Genomic DNA, 10,209 nt, shown 5'->3' with positions numbered 1-10,209 from the left:
GCTTCAGCCAGCGGTGGGAATGAGCCCAAAAGGCGAAGCAGGGGAGCAACGAGCTTCCCCCTCTACCGGGTGGACGGGGGGAAGGGCTGGGAGAGGGGGACCGAGGGGGTGAGGGCCCTGTTAAAGACACCCTACCAACCCCAGGTCAGGCCATACCCTCCAGCCTGGAGAATCCTTCAGCGTCGTCCCTTATTTTTCTTCTTCTTGGAGTCTTTCCCCGGCGGCTGGATGGCCAGGGTGGTGGCGAGGAAGGACGACTCGCCGGTGGCTTCGTCCCGCAGGCCCACCGCCATCACGAATTCGCCTTCCGGCAGCTCCAGGTCGACCTCCGCCGCCAGCAAGCCGAGACCGGTACGCTGGTTGAGGCGCAGGGCGGAATCGAAGTTGGTGGTGTTGCCCCGGCCGTGAAACACTCCCGGCCATGGCGCCAAAGAATCGCCCGCCCAAAGGCCCCGCACGAGGAGCGTCGAGGAAGAAGCCCGTCACCCTCAAGACCCTCGCCCAGCACCTCCAGCTCTCGCCGACGACGGTGTCGCTGGTGATCAACCGCTCTCCCGCCGCCAGCTCGATTCCGCCGGAGACCCACGAGCGCGTGCTCGCCGCCGCCCGCGAGCTCAACTACCGCCCCAACTACATGGCCCGCTCCCTCCGGCGCCAGAAGAGTCTGTCGGTGGGAGTGATCGTGCCGGAGATCAGCGAAGGCTACGCCGGCGAGCTGTTAAGCGGCGTCGAAGACCACCTGATGCAGGCCGGGTACTTCTACCTGGTGGCCAGCCACCGCTCGAAAGAGGACGTGCTGGAAAAATACCTGGACCTGCTGCGGGATCGCCTGGTGGAAGGCTACATCCTCCTCGCCACCCCCATCTCCCATTCGCTGCCGCTGCCCACCGTCGCCGTGGCCGGCCACGAGGAGATCGCCGGCGTCACCAACGTGGTCATCGACCACGACCATGCGATGGATCAGGCCCTCAGCCACCTGGTGGAGCTGGGGCATCAGCGCATCGCCTTTTTCAAGGGCCACCCCAACAGCGCCGATACCGAAGACCGCTGGCGGGCCATCCTCGAGGGGGCCGACCGCCACGGCCTGGAGATCGACCCCAACCTCACCCTGCAGCTCAGCGGCGACCCCGCCGGCGAGGTCTTCTCCCCGGACGAGGCCTACCGCGAGGGCTATGTCTTCGGCCGCAAACTGCTGGAGCGTAGTTCCGACTTCACCACCCTCTTCGCGTTCAACGACATCTCCGCCATCGGCGCCACCCGCGCCTTCCTCGACGCCGGCTTCCGGGTCCCCGAGGACATCTCGGTGGTGGGCTTCGACGACATCCAGAGCGCCGCCTTCCACAACCCCAGCCTGACCACCGTCCGCCAGCCGCTGCGAGAGATGGGCCGCATGGCGGCGGAGATCCTGCTGCGCAACCTGGCCGGCGAGACCACCAGCTCCGAGCCGGTGATGGTCAAGCCGGAGCTCGTGGTCCGCGACTCCACCGCTCCGCCGAGGACGAAGGCGGCGACGAAGCCCCATCGGCCCCTGAGCGCGTAGGATGATCGAGCACCCAAGACCCATCGCCGGACGCAAGCGGCTGCGGGACGCGCTCTGCCGGCCTCTTCCTCGGCCTCGCCGCCGCCACCAAGGTCGACCGCCTGGAAGTCCTCTGGCCCGACGGCACCCGCACCGAGCTCGAGAACGTCGAAGTGAATCAGATCTTGAAGGTGGAGCAGCCGGCGGGAGAATAACCTCTCAGAAGCATCCCGTCCGACTTCACGGAAAGGTTCTTCGTCATGGCTTATCATGGTGAATCATGCGCGAAGGTACCTCACCGATCCATCCCGGAGAGATTCTTCTCGAGGAATTCCTCGAGCCCATGGGAGTCAGCCAGTATCGGCTCGCCAAGAGCATCAATGTTCCTCCCCGCCGAATCAACGAGATCGTCCACGGACGGCGCGCGGTCACCGCCGACACGGCGTTGCGACTGTCCAGATTCTTCGGGACTAGCGAGCGCTTCTGGCTCAACCTACAAATAGGCTATGACCTGGAACTGGAGAAAGATCGTCTGGGTAACCGCCTCGATGTCGAGGTGATCCCTAGAGCCCAGCTCGCATAGCTTTCACTGCGATCCGTTGACTTCCAACCCTCTCTCCAAGGAGACTCACCGTGGCCGACCCCACCACCGTCAACCCTCAAATCACCGACGCCGTCACCCAGACCAACGTCAGCACCGTCGGCCAAGCGCCGGCGGTGGCGGTGGGTCAGTTGCTCCAAAGCAGCAGCCACGCCCTCTCGCTCCTGCTGCTCAACGCCACCCACGCCCAGCAGCAGACCGCCATCACCGCCCAGGCCGCCACCACCGCCTCGGTGCAAGCGCTCCTGGGGCTCGGCGAAGCAGGGCATCCGCACCTCGAGATCGAGAAAGAATTCGACGATCCAGGCACGAACCGCGAAGAAGTCGAAGTGCATTTTGAGCCCGAGGCCCAGGAAGCGGAGGATGCCGAAGAGATCCCGGTGGAAAACTCGGACTCTCCATCGGGAAAGAAGACCGCCAAGAAACGAGCCAAGAAATCCAGCGCGAAGAGCTAGGAAGAGCTAGATAGCTTCAGGAGATTCCCATGAGTGACAACGAAGCGAAGGACTCCGTCAGCCAGGTCAACACCAAGGTCCTGGGCTCGGCTCCCGCCATGGCCATGGGCAACCTCTACCAGGCCGCCTCCCAAGCCTTGGGCAACGCGATGCAGAACGCCACCATGTCCCAGCAAGAGCTGAACACCATCGCCCAGGCCGCCACCACCATGGGCGTTGCGACCCTCTTCGGCAACGAGTCCGCCGCGTCGGCCCCGCCGCTGTCCTTTGACGACGAGGACTGGGATCTCGAGGACTGGGATCTCGAAGACTAGGAACCTGAAGACGTCCCTCTTGAAGACCCCTATCTTGAAGAAGTAGCCCGACTCACCGCGATCCGAGACGGCCCGCAGCCGGCCCCTCGAAGACTTTCCAGGAGATACCCGTGGCCGAACCCACGCCCGTCAATCCCCAGATCACCGACTCCGTCAGCCAGGTCAACACCAAAGTCCTGGGCTCGACCCCTGCCCTGGCGGTGGGCAACGCGCTCCAAGGCATGTCCCATGCCGCCGTCCTCAACATGGTCAGCGCCAGCCAAGCCTTCCAGAATTGGGCCATCACCTTTGACGCCGCCACCGTTCAGGCCGCCGGTGAGGTCCTCGCCGCCGTCGGCGTCGAGGTGGAGGACGACTTCGATGGCCTAGAGCCCGAGCTGCCCCGGGATCACGACCGCGAGGAGGTCTTCTTCACCTCCTCGGACCAGGATGAGGATTGAGACCATGGCCGATTCCACGACGACCACTTCTTCCAAGAGGACCGGCGACCGGGACGAGCAGGTCGACCGCATCGTGCTCGAAAACGCCCGCGCGGCGGCCACCGCCATCGCCTACCAGGAGATCGCCCAGAGCATGGTCCTGGCGGTGCAGAGCAGCGTGCAGCACCTACAGGGACTGTTCACCGTCAACATCGCCACCACCGGTGCAGTCTTCAGCCAGGCCCTCGAAGGAACCGAGGAGCCCAAGGAACTGGAACGCCGCCTCGATGCGTCCCAGAAGACCGTCCAGGCGGGCATCGAAGACCTCCGAACCCTGACCCAGGCCGCCGCCGAGGCGCTGAGGAGCTTCCCCTCCAGCACCCCTCCCCCGCCCGGGGACGCGGCAACGGCCTCTACCGGTAGCTCCCCACGGAAAGCGAGCCCCTCTCGGAAGACGAATAAGAGCAGCACCAAGAGCACGACCGCCCAGAAGAAAACCAAATCCTGACTCTTCACAACCGCGCCCCCTCGGCAGCCCGCCCGGTAGTCTTCCCGGCGGACCGCCGAGCGTTCCGGCTCATCGCCCTGATACTCTCAAGCTCGTACGCAGCCCGCGGACTCCCGCGAAGACTCCATCCCCCACGACGAGGTTTCGACCATGATCCGATACCCTTCTACGCTCACCGCTTCCGCTCTCCTAACCCTGGCCCTCCTGCTCACCGCCTGCGGGGGCGCCGAAGCCCCGGCAAACCAGGCCGACGCTGGCACTGAGACCCCGGCGGCCACCGGCACTCCAGCGACCACTACCCAGGCAGCGAACCAGGACACCGGCAGCCAAGCCCCCACCGCCGGAGGCCTCGCCCCCCGCTCCTCCCGCGGCGGTGCCGTGCAAAACGCCCCCGGCGCGGGCACCCCGACGTCCGGAGCCGGCCTCGCCTTCGACCTGCCCGAGGGCTGGAACGCCGAGCCCCCCAGCAACAATATGCGCATGGCCCAGGCCACCCTCCCCGGCCCCGGCGGCGACGGCCAGTTCGCGGCCTTCTTCTTCGGCCCCGGCGGCGGCGGCGGCACCGAAGCCAACCTCCAGCGCTGGGCCGCCCAGGTCGACTCCGGCGGCACCGCGCCGAGCCGCGAGGTGATGGAGACCAACGACCTCAAGGTCCACTGGATCGAGACCCAGGGCACCCTCCTGGCCAGCGGCATGCCCGGCATGGGCGCCGCCTCCGACCAGCCCGGCGCCGCCCTCTACGGCGCCGTCGTCGAAGGCCCCGGCGGCCCCTGGTTCTTCAAGGTCACCGGCCCCCAGAGCACCCTCGAGCAGCACCGCGACGCCTTCCGCAAGATGCTCGAAGGCCTGCGCTTGCAGCAGAGCGTCTAGCGTTCGCGAGCCCGGCCTCCACCCGACCCAAGCCCCCCTGGGAGCGCCGGCTTCTAGCCAGCCCCGGGGGGAGTGGTGGCCAGTTCGTGACCGCTACCGGCTTCTACTCTGATTCTGAGCGTTGAATCTCCGCCAGGAGTTGGCGGAGGAAGAGGAGCTGGTGGCGGTCCTTGGGGCGATTCGTCTGTTCCTTGACCTCGATCAGGGCGGGCAAATCGAGCACGCGAATCTGCTGCTCGCCCACCTGGAAGGCCGACGATCTCGCTATCAGATCCTCGAAGTCCTGCCCTTTACCCACGGCCCGCAAGAGATCGAGCCGTCCATGCTTGGTCCGCAGCAGGTGGATCCTCAGCGATTGGAGCCGATCAAGATCCGGCTCGAATCGGCGCCCCGCCGGATCGTCGTACTCCGCCTCCAACTCTCTCAGCGCTTTCAACAAGCGTTCGAGATTCTCCGGCGAGGACTGATAGACGACATCCAGATCCTGGGTCGTCACCGAGGATCCATGGAGGATCGCTGCAATTCCCCCCACCACCACGAACTCCACCTCGTAGCGGCTCAGCACCCCGAGAATCTGATCGAGGGAGAGGTCAGTCACGATTCTGCGCCCGGATCCGCAGCACGCTATTCATGAACCGCTGGAACTTCATCAGCCGCTCCGTCGGCGTCAACTTCAGGTTCTCCCGCAGCTGGCTGATGTCGCCCCAGTCGAGCCCGTGCTCCGACAGCTCCAGGGGATCCTCCTCAGTCGGGAGCTCCTGCCCATCCGCTGGCGGCACTGTGTCGTCTTCTCGATCCATGGGGAAATCCTAGCAGGGCTCCTCCTCTGGCCGAACGTCCCTCCCAGCCCCTGAAGCTATACTCTCCACCTCACAAGAACGCTTCCCTCAAGTCGCACTTCCAAGGAAGAGCCAGGAGAGCCTCATGGAACCCGAGCAGGAAAAGCCTTGGTTCGCCCAAGCAAGGTTCCACCGATTCCTCGGCGTGCCCATCACTTGGCAAGGCTGGGTCAGCGTCGCCGCCTACTTCGCGGTGCTGGTAGGGCTGCAGATCTTCTTCGATCCGGACGAGCACTCAGCCATCTACGCCGTCACCATCCTCGCCGCCACGGTCGTCCTGGCCTACATCTTCATCTCCAGGAGCGAACCCCTCATTTAGCTCGATGGTTCTCGCTCCGGGCCCGACCGCAGGCACCGAAAGGCCACCCGCCATGACCACCGCCCCCACCCTCCGCACCGACCGCCTCGAGCTCAGCCGCCTCCGGGAGTCGGACGCCGCAGCGATCTACGCCTACCGATCCCTGCCAGAAGTCGCCCGATTTCAATCCTGGGAGCCCGCCAGCGAGGACAACGTGCGGGAGCTGATCGCCGAAGCCACCACCATCCCCTTCCACCACGCCGGCACCCGGTTCCAATTCGCCCTCCGCCTCCTCGCCACCGGCGAGGTGATCGGCGACCTCGGCATCCACTTCCCCGCCGACCAACCCCACCAAGCCGAGGTCGGCATCACCCTCGCCCCCAGCGCCCAAGGCCAAGGCCTCGCCACCGAAGCCCTCCGCGCCATCCTCGACTATCTCTTCGAAACCCTAAAAAAACACCGCATCTACGCCTCCACCGACCCCCAAAACCACCCCTCCCACAACCTCCTCCGCACCGTCGGCTTCCGCCAGGAAGCGCACTTTCGGCAGAGTCTGTGGTTCAAGGGGGAGTGGGTGGATGATGTGGTGTTTGGGTTGTTGCGGGGGGAGTGGGTGGGCTCACTAGCTTAGGCCGGAACTATGCCCGGGTGACCTCACGGGAAAGCCCCCTCTCGCAGCTTCTCCCTTTCGATCACGAATACACATCAAAGTAACCACTGACATCTGCTGAGCCAGTCGAAACCCGCGAGGTGCCCCAGGAGAGGAAGGCGAAGCTGAACACTACCCTTCAAGCTCTAGGCCCTTGACCTCGGGGAGTAGAGAACTCCACAGGATGAGGTCGGCCCTAGTTGGCGAAGGCTTGGGTTGGCTGCTCCCCATACTTAAAGTTCGGCGATACCTGAAGCGCGCCAAGAATAAGTAGTTCGGAACAGTGCGGACTTCAGGAAACTCCAGGCGTTGGCTGCTGGTCGGTCCTTGCTCCCGAAAAGAACACTCCACGAAGTCGACCTTCTGCAACTGTCCCCAGCCAGATATGTTCATCTCCCTGAGGCCTAAACAGGAAGGCTGTACATTGAATGACAACACCCACGTGCCAGAAACCAGACCCCGAACAAAACACTTGACCATCATCAACAGTACGTGAGATAAAATAGAATAAAGTGCCATAGATCAGAAGATCTTAATTGCCTGTATATCATGAAAACGGCAGATGGAAGAGCGTCTCGCAGCAAGAGCGACAGCGAGAAAGATTCACAGCTAGAGGAATAGCAATGTGGGCGAAAGCCAGTCCAACAGGCGAATCAACAAGATTGAGAGCGAGCTCGCGCAACCAAAGCAGACCTAACAAAGAACATAGGGAGATTGTAATGCGCCAACCCTCGACCCTTCTTCTTCTCTTAGCAATCACCTACGCAGCCAGCTCCTCGGCGGGAGACCTGGAGCCACCCGGACCACCCGCCCCAACGATGGTTGATCTAGGTATGATCTCCGAGAAAGTAGCTGAGTTGCAGGCACCTCGCTATGAATTCCTGGGTATCACCAACCCAGTTGCCGCCAATTCGGGTTTCTTGGGCAAGACTCGGAAGTGTCAGGAAGAGTTTGGTGCTACTGCTCGTCTCTGCTACTCCCACGAAGTAATCGAGACTACCAACCTTCCACCTGTAGCTAACTACCACTCGAATCAGGGCTGGCTACATCCAAGGCTAGAAGGTACAGGCGCTGCCTATGTGAACACCACAACCGTCATCCCTTTCAGCACTGATGCTAGCGGCCATTCCCGGGACCCGAAGCAACTTACCTGCCGTGGGTGGATATCTAGTAACGCTACTGACAATGGTCTTGTCGTGAGTAACTCCCTTCCCGATTCAGAAGGAGGTATAACCACCTCCCAATGTTCCGCAACTGATGTTGGCGCCGCCTGCTGCGGTCCAATTTCCTAGGTGCCGACTATGCGCCAGCTAGCCCCAAGGCAAGCACGACATGCGCTATCTGCCGCAGTAATAGGTTGCCTCCTAGCGCTCCCTGCTCAGGCCAACGATTCATCTTACGCTTGGTCAGAGAACGCTGGCTGGATCAACGCTAATCCCGATGTTGCCGACCAGCCAGGAATCCGCGTTTTTCAGGATCACGCCGCGGGGTGGATGTGGTCGGAAAATGCAGGCTGGATCAGCTTATCCTGCCTCAACACAGCAAGCTGCGGCGATCAGCAGTGGGGAGTGGAGCATGATGGCCTTGGAAACCTGACTGGTTTTGCTTGGGGTGAGAACTTTGGGTGGATTAGCTTTTCCTGCACCAACACCAACAGTTGTTCCTCAGGTAGCTTCGGCGTTCATGCCGATCTAGCAACAGGAAAACTGTCCGGATTTGCGTGGTCAGAGAACCTTGGTTGGATCAGCTTTGCCTGCGAGAACACAAGTAGCTGCGCCAACGCCGACTATGGAGTCGACGTTGAAGTTCCTTTTCTGCTGGGCCCGATTTTCATCGATGGTTTCGAAACAGGGGACGCCAGTCGATGGCAGGCAAGAGTGCCCACTAAGCCCAGCGCAAAGGACGCGATCTTGAGGTCGCGTTGGGTGACTACCATCCTGCGCAGCCAGTTCGGCTCCACTCCTGCGAAGAGCCCAGCTCGTCAAAAACAAACCTGCGACTTGTAGCCTTGAGTCTTGAGGTGGCAACCAGCTCTCCAGATCTCCGAGACGAATCAATATTGGACTCTGGCCCAGTCGGCAATTACTAGCCTACCCCTTTCCCCTCCACCCGAGCATCGATGTCGTACCCTCTACCCATCACGCGATTCACATGCTCGGGGCACAGCGCGTTGGAGGTAGGGGTGTCTTGGGAGTAGCAGCGCCAGGCAGCTTTAGGAACGAGGGCGCCGTTCGAACAACCGACAGGGGCCGATGCCGAGGTGGCAGTAGGCCTCGCTGAGTGTTTTGGGGACGTGGCCGAAGCCGCCGAAGGCGCCAAGAACCCTCCCCCCCTCTGCACAACGCCAAGACCAACCGCAACCCTTCCGCCACCGCATTCATATGACGCGCACCGAAAGCGCCACCCACTCGTCGAGCAGCAACCGGTCCAGAGTCAGCAGCTGAAAAACGTCGACCACGCAGGCCCGATTGAGCCCTACGGAGGACTTGGAAAGGCGCACGTTGCCGGGAACCTGGGCGAGAGCGAGGTTGCTGGTGATGCCGGCTATTACCACGGCCTGGATGGCGGCAGCGTTGAAAGAGTTGCTCTGAACGACCAGAAGCGGTCGGCGGTAGCAGGGTTCCTACCCGCGCGTGGGCGGACGGACGCCCACCAGACCTCACCTCGCTGGGGAACTACCACTCGGTATCGCGAAGGGAAGAGAGCTGCATGCCAGTGAGCACCGGATCCAGCTCGGACGACTGGGAGGAGTAGACGTCGTTGAGCTGGGCGGTCACTGCGTCGGACCGGTGCCGTTCGAGGAACTCCGAAACCGCCCTCGCATAGAGAGCGCTTCGGCTCATCCCGAGCCGCTCCGCAAGCTCGTCTGCGGCTTCGAAGACGGGATCGGGAATGGAGATGGTTGTCTTCATGAACCGAAGGATAAAACAGACGACTGTGAGAAGATCCCACCAATCTTCGCAACAGCCGGACGCGCAAGCGTCGCACTCGCTTCCTGCAAGCGGAAGCGGCCTCGCAACCCGGCGATAGACAAAGCGGCTGAGGGTCGATTCGGGAAGCGCAGCCGACCCTGCCACACCCAGGGCTGACGGGATCTTCGGTCGAACAAACCCAACCCAAGGAGCCACAAGATGTCCCCACTGCTCAAAAACATCCTGGCAGTCGTCGCAGGCCTCTTGCTCGGGAGCATCGTCAACATGGCGATCATCACGCTGGGGCCGACGGTGATTCCGGCTCCGGACGGGGTCGACATGTCGGACATGGAGCGGTTCGCTGAGAACCTGAAGCGGCTGGAGCCGGTGAACTTCCTGGCGCCGTGGCTTGCGCATGCGCTGGGCACGCTGGTCGGAGCCTTGGTGGCTGCGAAGCTGGCGGCCAACAAGAGGATGAAGCTCGCCCTCGTCATCGGCGGGGTCTTCCTGCTCGGAGGCCTCATGATGGCCGTGCAATATGGCGGGCCGGCGTGGTTCCTGGCGCTCGACTTGATCGGTGCCTACCTGCCCATGGCCTACCTCGGTGGCCGGCTGGGCGGAGCGACGCGACTCGATGTGGACTAGCAGCCGGGGAGGACTCTGTGCATCACCCGCGAGGATGTGGGCGGACCCTGGGCATCGATGGGTGTAGGGGCAGGCCTTGTGCCTGCCCGCGGTGCTCACGGGTCTTCGTCGGAGGCGATTCTGAACGCGAGGTTTGGAGCCGCAGAGGTTGCTCGGCGCGGGCGACCACGAGGGTCGCCC

At 62.9% G+C, this 10,209-nt stretch carries 15 protein-coding genes and 1 pseudogene; 11 read left to right on the top strand and 5 right to left on the bottom strand.

All coding sequences use genetic code 11. The features are described from left to right. Nucleotides 1-176: 176 nt before the first annotated feature. Nucleotides 177-413, bottom strand: coding sequence for a hypothetical protein (locus SX243_22820; protein MDY7095818.1), 237 nt, complete (start codon nt 411-413; stop codon nt 177-179). An 8-nt stretch (nt 414-421) separates the two neighbouring features. Here SX243_22820 and SX243_22815 point away from each other — a divergent pair, with 8 nt between their 5' ends. From SX243_22815 to SX243_22785, 7 genes and pseudogenes are all read left to right on the top strand, one after another. After that, nucleotides 422-1,540, top strand: coding sequence for a LacI family DNA-binding transcriptional regulator (locus tag SX243_22815; GenBank protein MDY7095817.1), 1,119 nt, complete (start codon nt 422-424; stop codon nt 1,538-1,540). Between the two features lie 259 nt (nt 1,541-1,799). Next, complete coding sequence (locus SX243_22810) at nt 1,800-2,102, top strand: HigA family addiction module antitoxin (protein MDY7095816.1); 303 nt, start codon at nt 1,800-1,802, stop codon at nt 2,100-2,102. 50 nt (nt 2,103-2,152) lie between these two features. Beyond that, nucleotides 2,153-2,347: pseudogene (locus SX243_22805) on the top strand (RebB family R body protein). A gap of 257 nt (nt 2,348-2,604) precedes the next feature. After that, nucleotides 2,605-2,889, top strand: a complete 285-nt coding sequence (locus SX243_22800) for a RebB family R body protein (GenBank protein ID MDY7095815.1) — start codon at nt 2,605-2,607, stop codon at nt 2,887-2,889. Between the two features lie 110 nt (nt 2,890-2,999). Beyond that, complete coding sequence (locus SX243_22795) at nt 3,000-3,329, top strand: RebB family R body protein (GenBank protein MDY7095814.1); 330 nt, start codon at nt 3,000-3,002, stop codon at nt 3,327-3,329. 4 nt (nt 3,330-3,333) lie between these two features. Further along, nucleotides 3,334-3,816 (top strand): hypothetical protein, encoded by a 483-nt coding sequence (locus SX243_22790; protein MDY7095813.1) that lies wholly within the window; start codon nt 3,334-3,336, stop codon nt 3,814-3,816. Between the two features lie 150 nt (nt 3,817-3,966). Continuing rightward, nucleotides 3,967-4,686 (top strand): hypothetical protein, encoded by a 720-nt coding sequence (locus SX243_22785; protein MDY7095812.1) that lies wholly within the window; start codon nt 3,967-3,969, stop codon nt 4,684-4,686. Nucleotides 4,687-4,789: 103 nt separating this feature from the next. On the opposite strand, the gene SX243_22780 is transcribed toward SX243_22785, so the two are convergent. Continuing rightward, complete coding sequence (locus SX243_22780; protein MDY7095811.1) at nt 4,790-5,284, bottom strand: DUF6036 family nucleotidyltransferase; 495 nt, start codon at nt 5,282-5,284, stop codon at nt 4,790-4,792. Further along, nucleotides 5,277-5,486 carry a hypothetical protein gene (locus SX243_22775; GenBank protein MDY7095810.1) on the bottom strand — a complete coding sequence of 70 codons (210 nt, stop codon included), beginning with the start codon at nt 5,484-5,486 and terminating at the stop codon, nt 5,277-5,279. The genes SX243_22780 and SX243_22775 overlap by 8 nt, the downstream gene beginning before the upstream one ends. A 124-nt stretch (nt 5,487-5,610) precedes the next feature. Between SX243_22775 and SX243_22770 the strand changes: the two genes are divergently transcribed. From SX243_22770 to SX243_22760, 3 genes are all read left to right on the top strand, one after another. Next, entirely contained in the window at nt 5,611-5,844 is a 234-nt protein-coding gene (locus tag SX243_22770) for a hypothetical protein (GenBank protein MDY7095809.1), read from the top strand. A 52-nt stretch (nt 5,845-5,896) separates the two neighbouring features. Continuing rightward, a complete protein-coding gene (locus tag SX243_22765) occupies nt 5,897-6,454 on the top strand; it encodes a GNAT family protein (GenBank protein MDY7095808.1) in 558 nt (185 codons plus the stop codon). Between the two features lie 1,511 nt (nt 6,455-7,965). Next, on the top strand, nt 7,966-8,478 hold the full coding sequence (locus tag SX243_22760) for a hypothetical protein (GenBank protein ID MDY7095807.1): 513 nt from the start codon (nt 7,966-7,968) through the stop codon (nt 8,476-8,478). A 371-nt stretch (nt 8,479-8,849) separates the two neighbouring features. Here SX243_22760 and SX243_22755 read toward each other — a convergent pair whose 3' ends face one another. Both SX243_22755 and SX243_22750 read right to left on the bottom strand, forming a co-directional pair. Next, nucleotides 8,850-9,071, bottom strand: a complete 222-nt coding sequence (locus tag SX243_22755) for a type II toxin-antitoxin system PemK/MazF family toxin (protein ID MDY7095806.1) — start codon at nt 9,069-9,071, stop codon at nt 8,850-8,852. Between the two features lie 76 nt (nt 9,072-9,147). Then, nucleotides 9,148-9,315, bottom strand: coding sequence for a hypothetical protein (locus SX243_22750; protein MDY7095805.1), 168 nt, complete (start codon nt 9,313-9,315; stop codon nt 9,148-9,150). Nucleotides 9,316-9,603: 288 nt separating this feature from the next. Between SX243_22750 and SX243_22745 the strand changes: the two genes are divergently transcribed. Then, the gene (locus SX243_22745) at nt 9,604-10,029 is read left to right on the top strand and encodes a hypothetical protein (GenBank protein MDY7095804.1); all 426 of its coding nucleotides are present in this window, start codon (nt 9,604-9,606) and stop codon (nt 10,027-10,029) included. Nucleotides 10,030-10,209: the final 180 nt, after the last annotated feature.

The organism is Acidobacteriota bacterium, assembly GCA_034211275.1.
Taxonomy (GTDB): domain Bacteria; phylum Acidobacteriota; class Thermoanaerobaculia; order Multivoradales; family JAHZIX01; genus JAGQSE01.
The sequence above is the reverse complement of the archived record's forward strand: the minus strand, read 5'-3'. Positions and strand labels throughout refer to the sequence as shown.

Excerpts from the sequence above, each read along its gene's own strand:
- SX243_22815 (MDY7095817.1), top strand. The coding sequence starts at position 422 with ATGGCGCCAAAGAATCGCCCGCCCAAAGGCCCCGCACGAGGAGCGTCG.
- SX243_22810 (MDY7095816.1), top strand. The coding sequence starts at position 1,800 with ATGCGCGAAGGTACCTCACCGATCCATCCCGGAGAGATTCTTCTCGAG.
- SX243_22800 (MDY7095815.1), top strand. The coding sequence starts at position 2,605 with ATGAGTGACAACGAAGCGAAGGACTCCGTCAGCCAGGTCAACACCAAG.
- SX243_22790 (MDY7095813.1), top strand. The coding sequence starts at position 3,334 with ATGGCCGATTCCACGACGACCACTTCTTCCAAGAGGACCGGCGACCGG.
- SX243_22785 (MDY7095812.1), top strand. The coding sequence starts at position 3,967 with ATGATCCGATACCCTTCTACGCTCACCGCTTCCGCTCTCCTAACCCTG.
- SX243_22775 (MDY7095810.1), bottom strand. The coding sequence starts at position 5,486 with ATGGATCGAGAAGACGACACAGTGCCGCCAGCGGATGGGCAGGAGCTC.
- SX243_22770 (MDY7095809.1), top strand. The coding sequence starts at position 5,611 with ATGGAACCCGAGCAGGAAAAGCCTTGGTTCGCCCAAGCAAGGTTCCAC.
- SX243_22765 (MDY7095808.1), top strand. The coding sequence starts at position 5,897 with ATGACCACCGCCCCCACCCTCCGCACCGACCGCCTCGAGCTCAGCCGC.
- SX243_22760 (MDY7095807.1), top strand. The coding sequence starts at position 7,966 with ATGTGGTCGGAAAATGCAGGCTGGATCAGCTTATCCTGCCTCAACACA.
- SX243_22750 (MDY7095805.1), bottom strand. The coding sequence starts at position 9,315 with ATGAGCCGAAGCGCTCTCTATGCGAGGGCGGTTTCGGAGTTCCTCGAA.
- SX243_22745 (MDY7095804.1), top strand. The coding sequence starts at position 9,604 with ATGTCCCCACTGCTCAAAAACATCCTGGCAGTCGTCGCAGGCCTCTTG.